This window comes from Amycolatopsis iheyensis (assembly GCF_024703995.1).
In the GTDB taxonomy this organism is placed as follows: Bacteria; Actinomycetota; Actinomycetes; order Mycobacteriales; family Pseudonocardiaceae; genus Amycolatopsis; species Amycolatopsis iheyensis.
The window spans coordinates 1-21,130 of sequence record NZ_JAMXQV010000050.1; the positions used below are offsets into that span (position 1 = coordinate 1).

At 71.2% G+C, this 21,130-nt stretch carries 22 protein-coding genes; 17 read left to right on the top strand and 5 right to left on the bottom strand.

Annotated elements, in window-relative coordinates; all coding sequences use genetic code 11:
- The 4 genes from M8542_RS48250 to M8542_RS48265 form a co-directional block, all read left to right on the top strand.
- A partial coding sequence (locus tag M8542_RS48250) for a type VII secretion-associated protein (protein ID WP_257927175.1) occupies positions 1 to 664 on the top strand: 664 nt, incomplete at its 5' end.
- Positions 665 to 678: 14 nt separating this feature from the next.
- Entirely contained in the window at positions 679 to 1,041 is a 363-nt protein-coding gene (locus M8542_RS48255; RefSeq protein ID WP_257927176.1) for a hypothetical protein, read from the top strand.
- Positions 1,042 to 1,292: 251 nt separating this feature from the next.
- Complete coding sequence (locus tag M8542_RS48260; protein WP_257927177.1) at positions 1,293 to 1,610, top strand: WXG100 family type VII secretion target; 318 nt, start codon at positions 1,293 to 1,295, stop codon at positions 1,608 to 1,610.
- A gap of 60 nt (positions 1,611 to 1,670) precedes the next feature.
- Complete coding sequence (locus M8542_RS48265; RefSeq protein WP_257927178.1) at positions 1,671 to 1,964, top strand: WXG100 family type VII secretion target; 294 nt, start codon at positions 1,671 to 1,673, stop codon at positions 1,962 to 1,964.
- 96 nt (positions 1,965 to 2,060) lie between these two features.
- Here the strand turns inward: M8542_RS48265 and M8542_RS48270 are convergent, their stop codons facing one another.
- The 3 genes from M8542_RS48270 to M8542_RS48280 all read right to left on the bottom strand — a co-directional run bounded on the left by M8542_RS48270 (position 2,061) and on the right by M8542_RS48280 (position 4,150).
- On the bottom strand, positions 2,061 to 2,423 hold the full coding sequence (locus M8542_RS48270; RefSeq protein ID WP_257927179.1) for a peptidase inhibitor family I36 protein: 363 nt from the start codon (positions 2,421 to 2,423) through the stop codon (positions 2,061 to 2,063).
- A gap of 105 nt (positions 2,424 to 2,528) precedes the next feature.
- The gene (locus M8542_RS48275; RefSeq protein WP_257927180.1) at positions 2,529 to 3,227 is read right to left on the bottom strand and encodes a DUF4333 domain-containing protein; all 699 of its coding nucleotides are present in this window, start codon (positions 3,225 to 3,227) and stop codon (positions 2,529 to 2,531) included.
- Between the two features lie 29 nt (positions 3,228 to 3,256).
- Complete coding sequence (locus tag M8542_RS48280) at positions 3,257 to 4,150, bottom strand: hypothetical protein (protein ID WP_257927181.1); 894 nt, start codon at positions 4,148 to 4,150, stop codon at positions 3,257 to 3,259.
- Between the two features lie 260 nt (positions 4,151 to 4,410).
- Between M8542_RS48280 and rplM the strand changes: the two genes are divergently transcribed.
- From rplM to glmM, 3 genes are all read left to right on the top strand, one after another.
- Entirely contained in the window at positions 4,411 to 4,863 is a 453-nt protein-coding gene (gene rplM / locus M8542_RS48285) for a 50S ribosomal protein L13 (protein ID WP_257927182.1), read from the top strand.
- A 14-nt stretch (positions 4,864 to 4,877) separates the two neighbouring features.
- A complete protein-coding gene (gene rpsI, locus M8542_RS48290) occupies positions 4,878 to 5,399 on the top strand; it encodes a 30S ribosomal protein S9 (RefSeq protein WP_257927183.1) in 522 nt (173 codons plus the stop codon).
- A 184-nt stretch (positions 5,400 to 5,583) separates the two neighbouring features.
- Entirely contained in the window at positions 5,584 to 6,918 is a 1,335-nt protein-coding gene (gene glmM, locus M8542_RS48295) for a phosphoglucosamine mutase (protein WP_257927184.1), read from the top strand.
- On the opposite strand, the gene M8542_RS48300 is transcribed toward glmM, so the two are convergent.
- On the bottom strand, positions 6,904 to 7,785 hold the full coding sequence (locus M8542_RS48300; RefSeq protein WP_257927185.1) for a cytochrome P450 family protein: 882 nt from the start codon (positions 7,783 to 7,785) through the stop codon (positions 6,904 to 6,906). The two genes, glmM and M8542_RS48300, sit on opposite strands and share 15 nt — an antisense overlap.
- A 30-nt stretch (positions 7,786 to 7,815) precedes the next feature.
- Here M8542_RS48300 and M8542_RS48305 point away from each other — a divergent pair, with 30 nt between their 5' ends.
- From M8542_RS48305 to M8542_RS48325, 5 genes are all read left to right on the top strand, one after another.
- On the top strand, positions 7,816 to 9,354 hold the full coding sequence (locus tag M8542_RS48305; protein WP_257927186.1) for a fatty acyl-AMP ligase: 1,539 nt from the start codon (positions 7,816 to 7,818) through the stop codon (positions 9,352 to 9,354).
- On the top strand, positions 9,347 to 9,607 hold the full coding sequence (locus M8542_RS48310) for an acyl carrier protein (RefSeq protein WP_257927187.1): 261 nt from the start codon (positions 9,347 to 9,349) through the stop codon (positions 9,605 to 9,607). The genes M8542_RS48305 and M8542_RS48310 overlap by 8 nt, the downstream gene beginning before the upstream one ends.
- Positions 9,608 to 9,783: 176 nt before the next feature.
- The gene (locus M8542_RS48315; protein ID WP_257927188.1) at positions 9,784 to 10,062 is read left to right on the top strand and encodes a hypothetical protein; all 279 of its coding nucleotides are present in this window, start codon (positions 9,784 to 9,786) and stop codon (positions 10,060 to 10,062) included.
- The gene (locus M8542_RS48320) at positions 10,062 to 12,599 is read left to right on the top strand and encodes a WXG100 family type VII secretion target (protein ID WP_257927189.1); all 2,538 of its coding nucleotides are present in this window, start codon (positions 10,062 to 10,064) and stop codon (positions 12,597 to 12,599) included. The genes M8542_RS48315 and M8542_RS48320 overlap by 1 nt, the downstream gene beginning before the upstream one ends.
- A 19-nt stretch (positions 12,600 to 12,618) precedes the next feature.
- Positions 12,619 to 13,107 (top strand): hypothetical protein, encoded by a 489-nt coding sequence (locus M8542_RS48325; RefSeq protein WP_257927190.1) that lies wholly within the window; start codon positions 12,619 to 12,621, stop codon positions 13,105 to 13,107.
- A 35-nt stretch (positions 13,108 to 13,142) separates the two neighbouring features.
- On the opposite strand, the gene M8542_RS48330 is transcribed toward M8542_RS48325, so the two are convergent.
- A complete protein-coding gene (locus M8542_RS48330; protein WP_257927191.1) occupies positions 13,143 to 14,030 on the bottom strand; it encodes a dienelactone hydrolase family protein in 888 nt (295 codons plus the stop codon).
- A 287-nt stretch (positions 14,031 to 14,317) separates the two neighbouring features.
- Between M8542_RS48330 and glmS the strand changes: the two genes are divergently transcribed.
- The 5 genes from glmS (at position 14,318) to M8542_RS48355 (ending at position 21,122) form a co-directional block, all read left to right on the top strand.
- On the top strand, positions 14,318 to 16,177 hold the full coding sequence (glmS, locus tag M8542_RS48335; RefSeq protein ID WP_257927192.1) for a glutamine--fructose-6-phosphate transaminase (isomerizing): 1,860 nt from the start codon (positions 14,318 to 14,320) through the stop codon (positions 16,175 to 16,177).
- Between the two features lie 17 nt (positions 16,178 to 16,194).
- Positions 16,195 to 17,634: an NAD(P)H-hydrate dehydratase gene (locus M8542_RS48340; protein ID WP_257927193.1), complete on the top strand. Its 1,440-nt coding sequence runs from the start codon at positions 16,195 to 16,197 to the stop codon at positions 17,632 to 17,634.
- Positions 17,635 to 17,770: 136 nt separating this feature from the next.
- Positions 17,771 to 18,604 (top strand): DeoR/GlpR family DNA-binding transcription regulator, encoded by an 834-nt coding sequence (locus M8542_RS48345; protein WP_257927194.1) that lies wholly within the window; start codon positions 17,771 to 17,773, stop codon positions 18,602 to 18,604.
- A complete protein-coding gene (gene xylB, locus M8542_RS48350; protein ID WP_257927195.1) occupies positions 18,594 to 20,024 on the top strand; it encodes a xylulokinase in 1,431 nt (476 codons plus the stop codon). Before M8542_RS48345 ends, xylB begins: the two co-directional genes overlap by 11 nt.
- A gap of 3 nt (positions 20,025 to 20,027) precedes the next feature.
- Positions 20,028 to 21,122: an ABC transporter ATP-binding protein gene (locus M8542_RS48355; protein ID WP_257927196.1), complete on the top strand. Its 1,095-nt coding sequence runs from the start codon at positions 20,028 to 20,030 to the stop codon at positions 21,120 to 21,122.
- The last annotated feature ends 8 nt before the right edge of the window (positions 21,123 to 21,130 follow it).

Here is a 21,130-nt window from a genome sequence, read left to right on the forward strand (position 1 = left end):
GCAGTCGCCACCCCCGTCGCCGCCGCACGGGCAGCCGGCGGCCCGCCCGTGGACGCCGCCCGCCGGCCAGCCCGGCCCCCGCCCCGGCGGCGCGACGGCGCAGCCCGCGAAGAAGCGAAGCCGCGGCAAGCTCTGGGGCCTGGTCGGCGGCGCGGTGGTCGTCGTGGCCGCGCTCGTCGTCGGCGGGCTCTTCGTGTTCAGCGACGGCCAGGCCGAGACCGGCCGCACCCTGTCGCAGTACGACTTCAAGTTCGTCTCGCCGGAGGACTGGGTCCAGACCGACGACCGGGTCGCCCAGCGGCAGGTCGTGATCCACCCGCAGGAGGACCGGGGCGGCAACGACCTCGTGGTCGCGCAGGAGTACGTCATGGACTACGACGCGACCGCGGACCCGCAAAAGCTCGCCGACGCGATCAAGCACGACGCGGAGCAGAAGCCCCAGCAGTACAGTGCGTTCAACCCGAGCTTGGCCTACCAGGGCAAGACGGTGATCTTCTACCACGAGAGCAAGGAAGACCGGCCCGACCTCCAGGTCGACTGGTACGTCGTGGCGAAGGGCCGGGTCCGGGTGCACGTCGGCTGCCAGTACGCGACGGCCGCGCTGCGGGACCGGGTCGCCGCCGCCTGCGCGCAGGCCGTGCGGACGGTCGAAATCCTCAACTGAGAGGAGGGCACGCGGTGCCGTCCGAAGAGTTTTCCAGCGCCGCGGCGTCCTTCAAGCGGGCCGGGCAGGACGCGGTCACGCACGCGCGGCGCGTCGCCGGCACCGCCCTCGCGCGCAGCCGGCGTCACCACAGCGAAAACGTCGAACTCCTGAAGCGCCACGGCCGCGGCGCGAAGTCCGGCGACCCGACGCCCGGCACGCTGCGCGCGGCCGCCGAACGGTTCCGCCGGGCCCGCGGGCTGAGCGTCCCCGAAGTTCCCGTTCCCGTTCCCGCCGATTCGGTTCCTTCGCGTTCGCAATCTCCCGTCCGGCCCCCTCGATCGGGTGAGGACGACGATGACTTTTCCCAGATGCGAATCATGAAACGGGACCGGTGAAGATCACTCGCCGTTTGCTGTGCGTGTGCTAACTCCGCTGGTGAGGAACGCATTTTCGGGTGACGCGTCGCCGAGTCGTGGCCCCGGGGGATAACCCGTGGCGAGCGGTTCCCGGTTCCGGCGTTAACGCAAGCAACTACTTGCGGGCAAAGCACGACAAGGGGGAACCGGACATGGCAGTGTCTCCGTCGTAGGGCCGTACAACGAACGAGCTTGGTACGGACAACAACTCTTACGAAGGGGGTTCCAGCATGGCTGGATACCAGGGAACACCGCAGCAGTTCACCGAGTCCGAGCAGCGCGTGACCGAGGTCCGCACCAGCATGGACCAGAACCTGGCGACGCTGCGCGACCGCATCGAGGCCACCCGCGCCGGCTGGCAGGGTGAGGCGCAGAAGGCGTTCGACCACGTCATGATGCGGTTCGACGACGACGCCCGCCAGATGAACCAGGCCCTGCAGCGCATCGCGGACCTGCTCCAGGAAGCCGGTTCCAAGTACGAGCGTTCCGAGCAGCAGCAGCAGGAGACCATCGCGGCCCTGAACAAGGGCTTCGAGGCGCTCGGCTGAGCTTGACCGCGGTCTTTCTCTTCTCCACTCCGAACTTTCTCAGCACAGAAGGAGCACATCATGCCTGATGGCGCCAGCATTGTCGTCAATTACGCCACCATCCACGCGGCCGCCGAAGACTGCAACAGCACGGGCAACGAGCTGCAGCAGGCGTTCGACCGCCTCAAGGACGACCTGCGTCCGCTGGTCACCACCTGGACCGGTAACGCCAAGGAGCAGTACGACCAGGCCCAGCGCACCTGGGACCAGAAGTTCGAGGACCTGAAGCAGGTGCTGGCCCAGATCGCCGCCGCCCTGCCGCAGATCGCGGACGGCTACCAGAGCACGGACAAGGCCGTCGAGGGTCTGTTCTGATCCGGTAGTCCCGGAACGCACGGCGGGCCCGCACTTCGGTGCGGGGCCCGCCGTTTTCTTGTGTGGCAAAGTCTTCTATGGCAAAGCCGGTGCCGCTCAGCAGTTCACGAAGATGGTGTCCGCCTGACCCGGGTGCTGGAGGTTCTTCGTGTAGAACTGGCCGACCGACTCGACGTACACGAGACTCGGGACCACGGTCGAGTAGTACATGTCGATCGAGTTCCCGTAGGTGCGCGCCGACACCGCCCGGTTCGCGATCCCGCTGGGAAGCGCTTCCATGCCGCAGTCGGGCGCGACCCACCGGCTGCCCGAGCCGTCAGCGCCGGTGAAGAGACAGACTTTGCCGTACGGGCAGCTGTCGTAGGAGGCTTCGGCGACCCCGGCCGCCGCGGTCGTGGCGACGAGCGCCAGCAGCGCGGCGCCGACGACGGATCCGGTTCTCTTCAGTGCTTTGTGCAAGTTCCCACCCTCGGTTCGGTTGGTGATTCGCCACGAACCTATCGGGTGCGCCCACCGTTTTCCGGCAGGTCGGAGTCGATCACTCCGTTGGAGCAGTGCCGGGACTCAGTGCGGTGCGCCGACCTCGTACTCGGGGCGGTCGTTGAGCACCCGCACCGTCACCTTCTTGTCCTGCCCGCCGATCTGCACCGTGCAGTCGAACGTCGTGCCGTTCTGCGCGGCCTGGTTCGCCGGGCAGGACGCGTTCTTCACGTCCGGCTCGCCGTAGCTCTCGTTGAGGACCTTGACCACACCGTCCTGAAGGGACTGTTGGTCGAGGACGTCACCGCGGAACGCGCCCAGCAGCCACGTCGCGCCGCCGCCGATCGCGAGCACCAGCACCGCGACGCCGGCGATCACCAACGGCTTCTTCGACTTCGGCTTCTTCGCCGGCTCCGCGCCGAACGCGCCGAGGCCGCCGTACTGCGTCGGCTGGAACCCGCCGCCGTACTGGCCCGGCTGCGGCGCGGGCCACCCACCCGGCGGGCTCGGCTGCTGCTGAGGCGTCGGCGCGGACGGCGGCTGCCACGGCGCACCCGGCTGCTGTTGCTGCCACGGCCCGGAAAACGACCCGGTCGAGGCGGGCTGCCCCTGGTTCCACTGGCCGGTGTAGGAGCCCGTCCCCGGATCCGCGGTCTGCTGCCACTGCCCGGCGTGCGGGCCGGTCGGCTGCTGCTCGGGCTGCCACCCCGCGGGGGCGCCGGGCGCCGGGGGCTGCCACCACTGCGGGTCGGACGGCTGGGGCGGCTGGGGCGGTTGGTTCATCGGAGCTCACCTCGGGTCGTGGCCACGGATCAGTTGCCCTGCGCTTCGCCGAGGCGCTGGTTGAAGGCGTCCTTCGCGGCCTGGTCCGGCAGTACGGTGATCTGCGACGCGTCCGGCAGCTTCGGCATGTCCTGCAGGCTCGCCTTGCCGGTGAACCGGAAGTCGTACTTGAGCTCGAGGTTGTGGCCGTCGCCGGAGAACTTGGCGTCCATCCCGAACGAGACCAGGCTGCCGTCGGGGTTCAGCGTGATCGTCGTGGGCACCAGGGCCTTCTTCAGCTCCGGCCCGACCTCGTCGAGCAGGCTCTGCGGCAGGATCTCGACCTTGTTCTTGACGAAGACCTCGAACGGCACGTTGACGGTCAGCGCGGTCTTCCCGTCGCCGAGGCTCTTCGCCCCCCGGACCGCGCGCTTGTCGGCCTTGTAAGCGTCCACGGTCGAGTCCGCCATCCGGCACGGCGTCCGGACCCCGTTCCAGGCGCACGGGATGATCAGGCCGGCCGCCGGCTTCGGCTCCGACACCCACGCCGTCGGCGACACGCCCTTCGTCACGTAGAACGGGCCGAGGTAGGTGTACTCGACCGCGCCGTCCGCGGGGGTGTACGTGTCGATGATCTCGTCGGGGTTCTTCTGTGACCGGTGCCGCACCACCCGGTTCTCCGGGTTGCCGGTGCGCGCCGACGTCACGATGCTGTGGATCCACTTGTCGTCGAACTTGAAGTAGGCGTCGAGCGAGTTGGTGACGTCCCGCGTGTCGGTGATGGCGTCCCCGAGCTTGCCGATGACCTGTTCGAACTTGCCGCCGACGTAGTCCGCCGCGTCGTCGCCCTTCGGCAGGGCGGTGCCCGCCTTCGCCGTGCCGCAGGCGCTGACCAGGGCCAGGACGGCGGCCAGCACGAAGATCGCCCTCGGTCGTTTGCTCATAGCGCGTCCCCTGCTCGATGTGCCGCCCGGATCGTCTCATCCTCGCGTGTCGGGTCGGCGCGTGCGGGCACTTCGCCGGGAAAACCGGGTAGAGTCCGGCTGCGCCCGGGCCGGTCGAGGCCGGAAGCGGGCGGCTCCACCCACCCCGATGCACGGGTGCGGTGGGCGTGGGGGTATCTTTACATGTCGTTGTGCGCTGCGGCGCGAAAGCGCTAGGCCCGCACAGAACCCACACGCAATGTTGACGACGAGGTAGACCCTTGCCCACGTACAGCCCCAAGCCCGGCGACGTCACTCGTGCCTGGCACGTGATCGACGCCGAGGATGTCGTGCTCGGAAGGCTGGCGACCGAGGTCGCCACGCTGCTGCGCGGCAAGCACAAGCCGACCTACGCCCCGCACGTGGACACCGGTGACTTCGTCATCATCGTCAACGCCGAGAAGGTCGCGCTCACCGGTAACAAGCGCGAGCAGAAGTTCGCCTACCGGCACAGCGGTTACCCCGGCGGCCTGCGCAAGCGCTCCTTCGGTGAGCTGCTCGACACCAAGCCCGAGCACCTCGTCGAGAAGGTCGTCAAGGGCATGCTGCCGAAGAACAAGCTCGGCCGCGCCCAGGCGAAGAAGCTGAAGGTCTACGCCGGCGCTGAGCACCCGCACGCCGCGCAGCAGCCGCAGGCGCGCGAGATCACCAAGATCGCGCAGGTCGCGCAGTGAGTGAGGAACAGTCTGTGACCAGCACCGAGACCGAGACCCCCGAGGTCGTCGAGACCACGGAGGCGACCGAGACCGGCGCCGTGGCCACCAGCGAGACCCCGGTCGCCACCAGCGAGTCGGAAGCCGCGCCGCGCCCGTCGCGCGCCGCCGGCGGCAACGCGCAGACCGTCGGCCGCCGCAAGGAAGCCGTCGTCCGCGTGCGGGTCGTCCCGGGCACCGGTGAGTTCAAGCTCAACGGCCGCACCCTCGAGGAGTACTTCCCGAACAAGGTGCACCAGCAGCTCATCCGTGAGCCGCTGGTCCTGGTCGAGAAGCCGGACTCGTTCGACATCTTCGCCAACCTGCACGGTGGCGGCGTCTCCGGCCAGGCCGGCGCGCTGCGCCTGGCGATCGCCCGCGCCCTCATCGAGGTCGACGCCGACGACCGCCCGGCCCTCAAGAAGGCCGGCTTCCTGACCCGTGACGCGCGCGCCACGGAGCGGAAGAAGTACGGCCTCAAGAAGGCCCGCAAGGCCCCGCAGTACAGCAAGCGCTGATCGCGCCTCTGGCGCAACCCACTGGAGCGCCCATCCGTCCATCGGATGGGCGCTCCAGTCTTTTCAGGGGTGTTTCGTCTCCGCGCTCCGGAGCGACACTTCGGGGGCGGGGGAAGGCGGTCCGCCCACGCCGCTAGGTTGTCGTGGTCATTCCACTGGGTGACCGCACTGAGGAGGTCGATCGATGGCACGCCTGTTCGGTACCGACGGGGTACGTGGCCTGGCCAACGCCGAGCTGACGCCGGAACTGGCCCTGGCCCTGGCGGCCAGCGCCGCCCGCGTGCTCGCCGCGCACGACCGCTCGCACCGGCCCGTCGCGGTCGTCGGCCGTGACCCGCGCGCCAGTGGCGAGATGCTCGAAGCCGCCGTCGTCGCCGGCCTCACCTCCGCGGGGGCCGACGTCCTGCGCGTCGGCGTCCTGCCGACGCCGGCCGTCGCCTACCTGGTCGGCTCGCTCGAGGCCGACCTGGGCGTGATGATCTCCGCGTCGCACAACCCGATGCCCGACAACGGCATCAAGCTCTTCGCCGCGGGTGGGCACAAGCTCCCCGACGGCATCGAGGACGAGATCGAAGCCGGCCTCGCGGACGGCAAGATCCGCCCGACCGGTGCCGGTGTGGGCCGCGTCACCGACGTCGAGGACGCCCTCGACCGCTACGCCACCCACCTGGTCGACGCGACGCCGAACCCGCTCGCCGGGCTGAAGATCGTCGTCGACTGCGCGAACGGTGCGTCGTCGGCCGCCGCGCCCGAGATCTACCGCCGGGCGGGCGCCGAGGTCGTCGCGCTGTTCGCCGAGCCGGACGGCGTCAACATCAACGAGCACTGCGGCTCGAACCACCCGGAGAAGCTGCGCAAGGCCGTCGTCGAGCACGGCGCGGACCTCGGCATCGCCCACGACGGCGACGCCGACCGCTGCGTGGCCGTCGACTCCGCCGGCGAGCTCGTCGACGGCGACCAGATCATGGCTGTCTTGGCGCTCGCGCTGGCCGAGTCCGGTGAGCTGCACAAGGACACCCTGGTCGCGACCGTGATGAGCAACCTCGGCCTGCACCTGGCCATGAAGGCGCACGGCATCACCGTCGTGACGACCGCGGTCGGCGACCGCTACGTCCTCGAGGAGCTGCGCGCGAGCGGCTTCGCCCTCGGTGGCGAGCAGTCCGGCCACGTGGTGCTGCCGGCGCACGCCACGACCGGCGACGGCCTGCTGACCGCGCTGCGCCTGATGAGCCGCATGGCCGAGACGGGCAAGTCCCTCGCCGACCTGGCGGCCGTGATGAACCGGCTGCCGCAGGTGCTGGTGAACGTCCCGGTCGCGGACAAGACGGCGGTCGCCCACTCCGCCGAGGTCCGCGACGCCGTCGGCGAGGTCGAAGCCGAGCTGGGTGAGGAAGGCCGGGTGCTGCTGCGCCCGTCCGGCACCGAGCAGCTGGTCCGCGTGATGGTCGAGGCTCCGGCGCAGGCGACGGCCCAGGCCGCGGCCGACCGCCTCGCGGGTGTCGTCTCAGCGGTTTCCTGACCGGGTGACCACGGCCTTCGCCAGGCCGTGGAACACCGGATGGCTCTTCCACACCACCTCGCCGACCTCGCAGCCGCCGTCGAGGAGCTTCGCCAACGCCGTGAGCGCGACCTCGCCCTCGGCCAGCGCGACGCCCGAACCCGGGCAGGCGTGCCGGCCGAGGCCGAACGGGAGACCGTCGGTCAAGGACACCGCCACCGGTCCGCCGGCGCCGAAGCGCAGGACGTAGCGGGCCGGGCAGATCGACGTCACCAGCTCACGGACGCTCCGCGGGCCCGAGGTCGCCAGCTCCAGCCCGGCGCAGGCCAGGAAGTTCAGCGAGTTCTCGTAGGCCGCGTGGGCCAGCACCACCGGGTTGAGCATCAGCTCGTCGTCGTCGAGCCGGCCGGCCGCGTGGGCCGTCCGCAACGCCGTCAGGCCGCCCGGCCCGGCCGCGGTCCGGCTGAGCTGCACCGCGAGCCGGAACGCCGACGTCTGCCCGGCGCGGTCCGCGCCGCCGAAGACGTCGAGGTTCGCCGTCGTCCGCTCCAGGTGGTCCAGGAAGACGTCGTCGAGCGGCACGCCCAGCACCGCCGAGGTCACCGCGCCCGCCACCGGCCGCGCGAAGTCGCGCACGAGGTCGAACGCCGGCCCGAGGCCGCCCACGACGGCTTCGATCGTCGCGAGCACCGGGTCCGGCAGCGGCTCGAGGCCGGCGATGATCTCCCGCAGCACCCCGCGCACCCGGGTGTGGCCGTCGCCGTCGCGCAGCAGCACACTGGGTGAGCCGGCGCCGGGATCCGACGTCAGGTCCGGGGACCGAAGGGCGTGTACGCACGCTTCGCGGCCGGTGACCACGCCGATCCCGTGCAGCTCGAACTCGTCCATCGCTTCGACACGGTAGGGCAGGATGGGGCCGTGCCGCCCGCAGAAGTCCCGGAAGACGTCCTGACCACGCCGTTCACGGACCACCTGCTGCGCAACGCGGCCGCCGGCGGACCCGCGTTCACCTGCCGCACGTTCCCCGGGCCTTCGGACGAGACGCTCAGCTGGCCCCAGGTGCTCGACCGCGTCCGCGGGGTCGCCCGCGAGCTGCGCCGGCGCACCCGGCCCGGCGACCGCGTCGCGATCGTCGCGCGCCAGGACCTCGGGTACGTCGTCGCCTTCCTGGGCACGCTCTACGCGGGGCGCATCGCGGTGCCGCTGTCCGTCCCGACCGGCCGCTCCGGCCGCGCGCGGATCGAGGCGGCCTTCGCCGACGCCACCCCGGCGGCCTGCCTGACCTCGAAGGCCTTCCTGGAGAAGCTTCCGCCGGTCGTCGCGCTCGCCATCGAGGACATCAGTCCCGACGACGTCGAGCCGCCCGCCGAAGTGGCGATGGCCGACCCGGCCTACCTGCAGTACACCTCGGGCTCGACGCGCCGCCCGGCCGGCGCGGTGATCTCGCACCGCGCGCTGGTGGCGGCCTGCTGGCAGACCACGGAGTGCTACCACGCCGACGCGTCGACGCACCTCGCCGGCTGGGTGCCGTTCTTCCACGACATGGGCCTGGTCCTGCTCATCGGCACCCCGGTGTTCCTGGGCGCGCACTCGGTCTTCTTCACGCCGATGGAGTTCGTCCGCGACCCGATGCGCTGGATCCGGCTGCTCGCCGACCACCCGGGCGCGATCACCGCGGCGCCCAACTTCGCCTTCGACCTCGTTGCCGAGGCGGCGGGGGAGCCCGTCGACCTCGCGCACGTCAACTCGGTGCTCAACGGCAGCGAGCCGGTCCGCGCGGCCAGCGTCGAGGGCTTCCACCGCGCCTTCGCGCCGTTCGGGCTGCCGCGCGGGGCGATCAAGCCGTGTTACGGGCTGGCCGAGGCCACGGTGTTCGTCGCGAGCGCTGGTGACGAGGGGCCGACGGTCAGGACGTTCGACGGGCGTGAGCTGGTCTCGGTGGGCCGGCCGTACGGCCAGCGGATCCGCATTGTCGACAAAGAGATCCAGGTGGCCGGGCCCAACGTGGCCGACGGCTATTGGGGCCGTCCGGACGACGGTCTCTTCACCGAAGACGGCTGGCTCCGCACCGGCGACCTCGGCTTCGAGCACGACGGCCTGCTCTACGTCACCGGGCGCCTCAAGGACCTGATCATCGTCGACGGCCGCAACCACTACCCGCAGGACGTCGAAGCGACCGTCGAGGCCGCGCACCCGGCGATCCGGGCCGGCCGCGTTGCCGCGTTCGCCGTCGGCGACAGCCGCGGCGAAGGCGTCGCGGTGGTGGCCGGCAGCGCGGTCCAGGACGACGACGAGGTCGCGACGGCCGTCCGGCGGGCCGTGTCGGCGGGCCACGACCTGCCGCTGCGGGCCCTGTGGCTGGTCCGGCCGGGCGCGGTGCCGCGGACCTCCAGCGGCAAGGTGTCGCGTGCCGCCGCCCGCGACCGCTGGTGGGGCGAGAATGGGCCCCATGACTGACGCGGCCGGCTACGCCGACGAGATCCGGAAGATCGTCTGCCTCGCGCTGGAGATCCCGCCCGAGCGGCTCGCCGACTCGACGCCGTTCGACGACATCGGCATGACGTCCCGGCAGCGGATCCAGCTGCTGGCCCGGGTCGAGGTGCGCTACGGCGTCTCGGTCGACCTGGACGAGCTCGACCGGCTGGTGGACGTCCGCGGGGTCGCCGAGGTCATTTCCGAAGCGGTCGCGGCGCGGCCCGGCCCCGGCTGAGTGCACTTCGCCGAAGCCCAGGTCAGCCGTCCGGCCGACCGCTAGACTCTGTGTGCATCTGCGACGGCACCGAACGGCGTCCGGGCGCGTCACAGTTCCGAGACACCGACCAGGGGCTGTGGGATTCGAAGGGGGCAGCGACCATGCCAAACGGTTATGAAGCGAGTTCGGAGGCGATGACGCGGGCGCAGGTGCGCCTCGCGGACGCCGCGGACGACCCGGCCGCGGAGGCGAAGAAGGTCGCGCCGACCGAGCTCAAGAAAGACGACATGGGCCGCGTCCACGGCGACGGTTTCGACAAGTACAAGAGCGGGATCGACGAGATCGGCGCGGGCATGACCGGCCTGTCCAACGCACTGGCGAACCTGGGCAGCAACATCGGCACGGCCGGCGGCAAGTACAACGCGCAGGAAGCGAACGCCGGCGCGCAGGCCACTTCGGCGGGGAGCAAGTAATGGCCGACTGGGCGGAAATCAAGAAGGTCCTCGATGACCCGAACGTCTCCATGGAGACGAAGACGGAGCTCATGGAGGAGTACGACCGCAACACGGTCAACTTCAACGACGAAGAAGAAGAGTACGCGAAGAAGTACGTCGAGAACTATTCCGACGGCGGCAACGACGGTTACCGGGTCTTCGAAAACGACGACACCGACGAAATCGTCTCCCGCGCGAAGGAGGAGTCGGCCGCCAAGGGCAAGGAACAGCAGCGCGAGACCGACCGCAAGAACACCGCGAAGAAGAACCTCGACGGAATCGCGACGCCCACGCTCGGGGCCGGCGCGAAGACCTCCGACGAGATGCTCGACCAGGGCAACGTCACGGTCGACTTCCTGGCGCTGTGGACCGACGAGATCTGGAACAAGATCAAGGGCGGCCAGGGGCACATCGACTCCCAGAAGGACCTCAAGGACAAGTTCCACGAGAACCGCGGGATCCAGTTCCAGAAGTTCCTCACCGAGGCCGACGACCTGTCGAAGGCGCACAAGGTCGTCGAGGACACGCTGTCCAAGAGCGACACCGAGCTCCAGACCCTCTTCGGGGAGTGGAAGGGCAAGGGCGCCAACGCCGCGGAGATCAAGTACGACGAGACGATCAAGCCGCACGCGCAGGAGCTGTCGAAGCAGATCGACGGCGCCGCGAAGCTGATCCCGCAGACCGTGACGCACGTCTACGACGCCGTCAAGAAGAAGGTCGACGAGGTCATCCAGCTGCACCGCCCCACGATCGCCCAGGCCGACATCAACATGGCCAAGGACGTCCTCAAGATCGCCAACGGCGACACCGAGGAGTTCGACGACTTCATGAAGGTCGCGGGCTGGATCGACGCGGTGAACGCCAAGAACGGCAACCAGTCCAACCTCGCCGAGCGCCTGCAGAACGACGACTGCGGGTTCAACGACGAGAACAAGGAGTACGGCCGCCAGGTCTGCCGCTACTGGCGCGACGGCGCGTTCAGCACCGAGTACAACGGCCTGATCAACGCGTTCAACGGCTCCTGCAAGACCGCCAAGGACACGATCGACCAGCAGTGGGGCGCGCTCGAGCGGTACATGGACGGTTACCGCAACCAGCTCACCGAGGCCAAGGGCACCGACACCGGCGGCGGTGACAAGGGCGGCGACAAGGGTGGTGACACCGGCGGCGGCGACAAGGGCGGCAACACCGGCGGCGGTTCGAACGGCGGCGGTGGCTCCACCGGCGGCGGCGGTTCGACCGGTGGTGGCGGCTCGACGACGCCGTCGGCGGCCGAGCCCCCGAAGGCCGAGGAGCCGGAGAAGCCCGAGGACGGCAAGAACCCGATCACCGGAAAGCCGCTGGAGATGGACCCGGACACCGGGAAGCCGTACCCGATCGACCCGACGACCGGTGAAGCCATCAAGGACACCGACGACACGGACACGGTGTCGGTCAAGAAGGGCGACAACACGATCGAGATGTCCGAGCCCGACAAGGAGGGCAAGCAGGACATCTCCGTGGACGACGGCCACGGCAACAAGAAGGACTACCACCTCGACTGGGGTGACGACGACAAGGCCGAGGCGGGCAAGGACGGCGCGGGCAAGGACGGCGCCAAGGACGACGCGAGCTTCGGCCCGCAGGGCGCGGTCAAGGAGGGTCAGCCCTCCGCCGACGGCAGCTACAAGCCGGGCCCGGACGGCAAGATCCACATCCAGGACGGCAACCTCAAGATCACGGCCGAGCGGCCCGAAGGCCCGGACGGCCCGACGATCGTCACGGTCGACGACGGCAAGGGCGAGCCGACCACGTACACGCTGGACGAGAAGGACGACCCCAAGGCGGGCGACCTCAAGACCGATCCCACGACGGGTTCGGCGGCCGACAAGCCCGTCGCCGTCAGCGGGGACATCCAGCACGACCCGGGCGCCGACGCGGCGCTGAAGGACCCGGCGCCGGCCAACCCGGACCCGGGCTTCACTCAGGGCGCCGGTGCGAGCGGAGGCGGGTTCAGCACCCCGGGTGGGCAGGACTTCTCCGGTGACTTCGGCGGCGGCAGCGCGGAACCCGCGGTGGCGGTGGCCGACGCGGGTGGCGGCGGCGACGCGGGCGTGGCCGGCGGTGGCGGCGGCGACACGACGACCACCGCGGGGGCCAACGACTTCGGGTCCGCGGTCGGCGGCGGCGGTTCGGCCGACTTCGCGGGCGCGGTGTCCCTCGACCCGGGCGCCCAGTCGGGTGCCGACATGCCGCTCCCGTCGGCCGACGGCGCCGGCCTGGGGGCGACCCCGGTCGACCCCGGCGCGCACCAGGCGGCCGCGAGCTCGGCCAGTGGCATGAGCGGCATGGGTGGCATGGGCGGGATGATGGGCGGCATGGGTGGCGCGCCGGGTGGCGGCGGCGGTGGCGACCAGCAGCGCGGGCCCAGCCAGTACCGCATCGAGGGCGGCGTCTTCGAAACGAGTGGCGCCAAGGGCCGGATCAGCGGCTCGCTGGACGACGAGGGTGACCGTTCGATCCGGTACGACCGGTGACGAAGGCCGAGGAGGGCCGATGAGCAGCGCCGAAGAGCGGTACCGCGCGGCGATCTCGACGATGGACGCCGCGGCGCGGGAGCAGGACGAGCAGCGGGGGCTGCGGGAACGCCGCGTCGCGGAGGCCGAAGCGCAGGCCCGCGACGGGCTGAAGCAGGAGCTCGGCGCGGCGCAGAAGTACGCCGAGCACATGGACGAGCTCAACAAGCGCAAGCAGAGCGCGGGCGGCTGGGCCACGGAGAAGACCCTGGCCGACAAGGGCCGCGAGTCGCTGATGGAGTTCGGCGTCCAGGACGAGGAGGCGGGCGCCGGGTTCCAGAACTACCCGACGCCGAGCTACGGCACGCCGGCGCCGAGCTACGGCACACCGGAGCCCGCGGCGGCGGCACCGCGTCCGGAGCCGGTGCCCGAGCCGGCGGCTCCGGCGCCGGAGCCGCCCAAGCGGGGCCGGCACGCACGTCAGCCGGACGACGAGGACGACTTCTCGAGCACCAGCTGGCTGGTCTGAGGTTTCGGAAGGGGCCCGGCTTCGGCCGGGCCCCTTCAGTGCGCGGGTTCTTCTTCGCGTTCGATCGGCGCACGCTTGACGTCGGCCTCGAGCAGGGGCCGGTACTTGTCGGTGCCGGTGAGGTGCGTGAGGAAGAACGCGGTGAACAGGGCGCGGGTGAGCTGCTGAGTCTTGCGGTGCGGCTTGCCGTGCATGATCAGCTGCGACCAGTGCTTGCCCTCGGTGACGCCGAGGTGGGTGGCCTTGCCGAGGGTGCGCAGCTGGACGTCTTCGCCGCCCCAGGCGTCGGTGATGGCCTCGGCGTGCGCGATCTTGGGCGCGACGAGGTCTTCCTCGGCGGCCAGGTGCAGCCCGGGCACGGTGATGGCCTTGGCGGACTCGGTGGCCGGCGGCAGCGTCTGCGCGGGCGTGATGGTCGCGACGGCCTTGATCCGCGGCTTCTCAGCTTCGGTTCGGGGGTCCGGGTGGCGGAGCCCCCGGCCCGGGGCGGAGCCCCGGTGGATCACAGCCTGGGCGTCCTGCGCGGCGGCGAGGACGGCGGAGCCACCCCCGGTGGAGTGCCCGGCGAGCCCGAGCTTGGCGGGGTCGACGCTGATGCCGTCGGGCCCGAGCCGCACGGTGGTGACGACGTCGAGGGTGGTCAGCAGGTCGGCGGCGAGCAGCCGGTGCGAGGGGAGAGGCCCCCGCTGGGTGGCCGGCGCGGCGGCGACGATGCCCCAGCTGGCGAGGTGGTGCAGCAGCTGCCGGTACCGCTCGGGCGGCTGCAGCCACCCATGCCCGAAGGCGACGGCCGGCAGACCGAGCCCGGACCGTGGCGTGAAGACGACACCGGGCAGCCCGACCAGGGCAAGGTTGCCCCGCAGGACCTCGTGCGGACCGGGGTGCGTCAACTCCGCGAGCAGCTGCTTGGGCTTGCTGGCCATGGCGGGAACCCTACTGTGCGCGGACGAGAGAGGCTCGCCCACCGCGCCGACCGCCCAGGTGCGCCCGGCCCCATGCGCCCCAATGTGGCATTGGGTGCGTCAGACGCACCCAATGTGGCGTTCGGTGCGTCCAGCGCACCCAACGCCACATTGGGGCGCTTGCCGGGCTCGGCACCCGGGTGGGTGACGTGCATTGGTCCGGACCATGTCGAAAGGAAGAACAGCAGGTCAGATGAGGTATCCAGACCCCAAGAGACAGCCCAATATCCCTCGTTAGGCTGGTGCGCGTGTGTGGAATCGTGGGATATGTCGGGCACCGCCCGGCTCTGGACGTCGTCCTCGGCGGGCTCCGGCGCATGGAGTACCGCGGTTACGACTCGGCCGGCATCGCCGTGCTGGACGGCGGCGAACTGACCGTCGAGCGCAAGGCCGGCCGCTTGGCCAACCTCGAAGCCGAGCTCGACAAGGTCGGCCGGGAGACCATGAGCGGCACCGCCGGCATGGGCCACACCCGCTGGGCCACCCACGGCGCGCCGATCGACCGCAACTCGCACCCGCACCGGGACGCGACCCAGCGCGTCGCCGTCGTGCACAACGGCATCATCGAAAACTTCGCCACCCTGCGCGCCGAGCTGGAAGCCGACGGCGTCGAGATGGCCAGCGACACCGACAGCGAGACCGCCGCGCACCTCGTCGCCCGCGCCTACGCCGAGGGCGACACCAAGGCCGACCTCGCCGCCAGCGTCGCCGCGGTCTGCCGGCGGCTCGAAGGCGCCTTCACCCTGGTCGTGACGCACGCCGACGAGCCGGACACGATCGTCGCCGCGCGGCGGTCGTCGCCGCTGGTCGTCGGGGTCGGCGAGGGGGAGCACTTCGTCGCTTCCGACGTCGCCGCGTTCATCGAGCACACCCGCGAGGCCGTCGAGCTCGGCCAGGACCAGCTCGTCGTCATCACGCGCGAGGGCTACGAGGTCCGCGACTTCCACGGCGACGCCGCCCAGGCCAAGCCGTTCACCGTCGACTGGGACCTGTCCGCCGCCGAAAAGGGCGGTCACGAGTACTTCATGCTCAAGGAGATCGAGGAGCAGCCCGAGGCGCTGGCCAACACGCTGCGCGGGCACTTCGAGTCCGGCCGGATCATCCTCGACGAGCAGCGCATCTCCGACCAGGACCTCCGCGACGTCGACAAGGTCTTCGTCGTCGCCTGCGGGTCGGCCTACCACTCCGGCCTGGTCGCCAAGTACGCCATCGAGCACTGGACGCGCCTGCCCGTCGAGGTCGAACTGGCGAGCGAGTTCCGCTACCGCGACCCGGTCCTCGACCGCGACACGCTCGTCGTCGCCGTGTCCCAGTCCGGCGAGACGGCGGACACGCTCGAAGCCGTCCGGCACGCGCGGGAGCAGAAGGCCCGCGTCCTGGCCGTCTGCAACACCAACGGCGCCCAGATCCCGCGTGAGTCCGACGCCGTCCTCTACACCCACGCCGGGCCCGAGATCGGCGTCGCGTCGACCAAGGCGTTCCTCGCCCAGATCGCGGCGAACTACCTGGTCGGCCTGGCGCTGGCGCAGGCCCGCGGCACGAAGTACCCGGACGAGGTCGCCCGCGAGTTCGCCGAGCTGGAGGCCATGCCCGCGGCCGTCCAAAAGGTACTGTCCACTGTGGAGCAGGTGCGCGACCTCGGCCGCCGGATCGCCGACTCCAAGGCGGTGCTGTTCCTCGGCAGGCACGTCGGCTTCCCGGTCGCGCTCGAAGGCGCGTTGAAGCTCAAGGAACTGGCGTACATGCACGCCGAGGGCTTCGCGGCCGGCGAGCTCAAGCACGGCCCGATCGCGCTGATCGAGGACGGCCTGCCGGTCGTCGTCGTGATGCCGTCGCCGAAGGGCCGCGCGGTGCTGCACTCGAAGCTCGTCTCGAACATCAGCGAGATCCAGGCGCGCGGCGCCCGCACGATCGTGATCGCCGAAGAGGGCGACGAGACCGTCCGGCCGTTCGCCGACGAGCTGATCGAGGTCCCGGCGGTGCCGACCCTGCTGCAGCCGCTGGTGTCCACCGTGCCGCTGCAGGTGCTGGCCGCGGAGATCGCCCGCACCCGCGGGTACGACGTCGACAAGCCGCGTAACCTGGCGAAGTCCGTCACAGTCGAGTAATCGCCGGAGGCCTCGCCGTGCAGGGAATCTGGACCACGGAACGGATTCGCGAGGCGGAGGGGCGGGCGTTCGCCGTCACGCCGGAAGGCGAGCTGATGCGGCGGGCGTCCTTCGGGCTGGCGGTGCAGCTCGCGGACTTCCTCGAAGACCACACCGGCGGTGTTTCCGGCCGCCGGGTCGTGCTGCTCGTCGGCTCCGGCGACAACGGCGGCGACGCGCTCTGGGCGGGAGCTTTCCTGCGCCGTCGCGGAGTCGCCGTCACTGCCGTCCTGCTCAAGCCCGAGAAGACGCACGCGGCCGGGCTCCAAGCACTCAACCGGGCCGGCGGGCGAGCCGTGCCCGCCGCGGCCGGTCCACAGTGGATCGCCCGGGCCGACGTCGTGGTCGACGGGATCGTCGGCATCTCCGGGTCCGGGCCGCTGCGGCCGGACGCCGCGCGGCTCGTCGAGCTGGTCGAGGCGCCGATCGTGGCGGTCGATCTGCCCAGCGGCGTCGACCCGGACACCGGCGCGGTCGACGGCCCGGCGGTGCGGGCGGCCCGCACGGTCACGTTCGGCGCGCTCAAGCCGGTGCACGCGCTCGCGCCCACCCACTGCGGCGAGGTCGTCCTCGTCGACATCGGCCTCGAGCTGACGGATCCCGATCTCCGGCGGCTCGACATCGTCGACGTCGCCGCGGCCTGGCCGGTCCCCGGGCCGGAAGACGACAAGTACAGCCAGGGCGTGGTCGGCATCGCGGCGGGCTCGGCGACCTACCCGGGCGCGGCGGTGCTGGCGGCGGGTTCGGCGGTCCGCGCGACGGCCGGCCTGGTGCGTTACGCGGGCCACGCGGCCGACGTCGTCCGGCAACAGTGGCCGGAGATCATCGCGACGGGCACGGCCGCGGACGCCGGGCGCGTCCAGGCGTGGGCGGTCGGCCCGGGCATCGGCACCGGCTCGGAAGGCCGTGACGTCCTGCGGCACGTGCTGGGCCAGGGCGTCCCGGTCTGCGCGGACGCCGACGCGACGACGATCATCGCGAAGTCCCCGGACGTCCTCGACGCGCGCGACCCGGACACGCCGCTGGTCCTGACCCCGCACGCGGGCGAGTACGAGCGCCTGATGGGCCGCAAGCCGGGCCCGGACCGCGTGACGGCGGCACGCGAAGCCGCGAAGAAGTACAACGCCGTGGTCCTGCTCAAGGGGCACGTCACGGTGATCGCCGCGGCGGACGGCCGGGTCGCGGTGAACAAGCCGCACGGCGCCTGGCTGGCGACGGCGGGTTCCGGGGACGTCCTCTCCGGCCTGGTCGGTGCCCTCCTCGCGGCCGGGCTCGACCCGTGGCTGGCGGCCGCGGCCGCCAGCCACGTGCACTCACTGGCCGGGGCGATCGCCGCCCAGAACGCGCCAACCTCGGCCTCGGGCCTGGTCCACGCGATCCCCGAGGCCATCCGCTCCATCCGCTCCCTCACCCCCTGAGCGGCACTTTCCCTATGAAAGTGACCCGGAGCGCGCACTCCGGGTCACTTTCGTAGGGAAAGTGCCGCCTGAGGGCGTGCGAAGAGTTATCGAGTTCTCTGTTAACTCCGGGCGATAAATCTGGTAAGAATGCCGTGTGAGCGGCGGCACAGCACCCGGAGACCGGAAGACCCGGCCGTCCGACGCCGTCGTCGAGCAGCGGCGGCAGGACATCCTCGACCACGTCATCGAGCACGGCGAGGCCCGGATCGACGACCTGACCAGCCGGTTCAAGGTCAGCCTGATGACCATGCACCGCGACCTCGACGACCTCGCCGAGCGCCGCCTCCTGCGCAAGCTGCGCGGCAAGGTCGAGGCCTACCCGGCCCTCACCATCGAGACCGCCGCCCGCTTCCGCGACAGCCTCCACCACGGTGAGAAGGAAGCCCTCGGCGAAGCGGCCGCCAAGCACGTCCAGCCCGGCCAGACCGTCTTCGTCGACGACTCCACCACCCTCCTGCCGCTGGTCCGGCGCCTCGCCGAGATCGACGCCCTCACCGTCGTCACCAACTCGCTGCACGCCGCGCGCCTGCTCGGCCCGCAGAACGACGTCGTGCTCGCCGGGGGCCGGTACTCCCACGAGTACGACTCCTGCGCCGGTCCCGAGGTGCTGAACCTGCTCGACTCCCTGCGCGCCGACGTCTCGTTCGTCTCGGTCACCGCTGTCGCCGTCGGGCGGCTCTTCCACCCGGACCGCGACTACGCCGAGCTCAAGAAGGCCGCGCTGAAGATCGCGAACCGGAACGTGCTGGTCGTCGACCACTCGAAGTTCGGCCGCACCGCCACGTACGCGCACGGCGACGTCGGTGACTACGACCTGCTGATCACCGGTGAGACCACTCCCACCGAAGAGATCGAGGCCGCGCTCAACGCGGGCACCGCGATCGAGATCGTCGAACACGTCGCAGAGGGGCAGCCCTATGACAGCTGAGCTGGTCGCCGGCATCGACTCGTCCACGCAGTCGGCCAAGGTCGTCGTGTGCGACGCGCACACCGGGGCGATCGTCCGCACCGGCCGCGCGCCGCACCCCGACGGCACCGAGGTCGACCCCACCGCCTGGTGGGCGGCGTTCCAGGAAGCCGGCCGCGGCCTGCTCGACGACGTCAAGGCCATCGGCGTCGGCGGGCAGCAGCACGGCATGGTGACCCTCGACGAAAACGACGAAGTCGTCCGGCCCGCGCTGCTCTGGAACGACACCCGCTCCGCGCAGGCCGCGCTCGACCTCATCGACGAGCTCGGCGGGCCGTCGGTCTGGGCGAAGTCCGTCGGCTCGGTGCCCGTCGCCAGCTTCACCGTGACGAAGCTGCGCTGGCTGGCCGACCACGAGCCGGAGCTCGCCGACCGCGTCGCGCGGGTCATGCTCCCGCACGACTGGCTGACCTGGAAGCTCACCGGCGGCGACCCGGTCACCGACCGCGGTGACGCGTCCGGCACCGGCTACTTCTCGCCGTCCGACAACGCCTACCGCCTCGACGTCCTCGCGCACGCCTTCGGCGGCCGGACGCCGGAGCTGCCGGCCGTGCTCGGCCCGGCCGACGCCGCCGGCCACACCGCCGACGGCGTGCTCGTTTCGGCCGGCACCGGCGACAACATGGCCGCCGCGCTGGCGCTGGAGCTGCAGCCGGGCGACGTCGTTGTCTCGCTCGGCACCAGCGGCACCGTCTTCGGCGTCGCCGAGAGCGGCGCGGCCGACGCGTCGGGCGAGGTCGCCGGGTTCGCCGACGCCACCGGCCGGTTCCTCCCGCTGGCCTGCACGCTCAACGCCGCCCGCGTGCTCACCGCGACGGCCACGATGCTCGGCGCGACGCTGAGCGAGTTCGACCGCCTCGCGCTGACCGCCGAACCGGGCTCCGGGGGCCTGACCTTCCTGCCCTACCTCGACGGCGAGCGCACCCCGAACCTGCCCGGCGCCACCGGCTCCCTGAGCGGGTTGACCAGGGACAACATGACCCCGCAGAACCTCGCGCGCAGTGCCGTCGAAGGCATGCTCTGCGGCCTGGCCGCCGGCCTCGACGCGGTCCGCGCGCACGGCCTCGACGTCCACCGCGTGCTGCTGATCGGCGGGGGCGCGCAGTCGGCGGCCGTCCGCGCGGTCGCGCCGCTGGTGTTCGGCGTGCCCGTGCAGCTGCCCGAAGTCGCCGAGTACGTCGCCGTCGGCGCGGCTCGCCAGGCGGCCTGGGCCCTGACTTCCAGTGCGGAACCCCCGTCCTGGCAAGGAAATCAGAAAGCGCGGCTCGAGCTGGACGAGCCGACCGAGGCGCAGCGCGCCGAGGGCCACCGGATCCAGCAGCGCCACCTCGAAGCCCGCGAAGCGGCGTACGGGGTCCGGCGGAATCTCGGAGAGGACTGACCGATGGCTTCCATCACCTACGACAAGGCGACCCGGCGCTACGCCGGTTCGGAGCGCCCCGCGGTCGACGCGCTGGACCTGGAGATCGCCGACGGCGAGTTCCTGGTGCTGGTCGGCCCGTCCGGCTGCGGCAAGTCGACCAGCCTGCGCATGCTCGCCGGCCTCGAGGACATCGACGACGGCGCCGTCTGGATCGGCGACCGCGACGTCACGCAGCTGCCGCCGCGCTCGCGCGACATCGCGATGGTGTTCCAGAACTACGCGCTGTACCCGCACATGACGGTCGCGCAGAACATGGGCTTCGCGCTGAAGATCGCCGGCCGTCCCGCGTCCGAGATCAAGCAGAAGGTCCTCGAGGCCGCGAAGCTGCTGGACATCGAGCAGTACCTCGACCGCAAGCCGAAGGCGCTCTCCGGTGGTCAGCGCCAGCGCGTCGCGATGGGCCGCGCGATCGTGCGCGAGCCGCAGGTCTTCCTGATGGACGAGCCGCTGTCGAACCTCGACGCCAAGCTGCGCGTGTCGACGCGTACGCAGATCGCCGCGCTGCAGCGCCGCCTCGGCGTCACGACCGTGTACGTCACGCACGACCAGGTCGAAGCCATGACGATGGGTGACCGCGTCGCCGTGCTCTCGGACGGCCTGCTGCAGCAGTGCGACACCCCGCGCGCGCTGTACGACCGGCCGGCGAACGCGTTCGTCGCCGGGTTCATCGGCTCGCCCGCGATGAACCTCGTCACCGCGAAGCTCACCGCCGACGGCGCCGAGCTGGGTGGCGCGCGCGTGCCGCTGTCCCGCGAGACCATCGCGGCCGCCGACGGCGACACGGTGAAGCTCGGCTTCCGCCCGGAGGCCCTCGAGGTCACCACGAGCGAGGACGGCACTCTGCCGATCAAGGTGGACCTGGTCGAGGAGCTGGGCTCGGACGCCTACGTCTACGGCAAGCTGGCCGAGACCGACGCCGAGGGCACCCAGTCGAACGTCGTCGCCCGGGTCGACCCGCGCACGCCGCCGGCCATGGGTGACACGCTCCACCTGCGCATCCGGCCGGACGAGCTGCACGTGTTCTCCGCCACAGGGGACGGGGCCCGGCTGCCCTGACCTCCGGT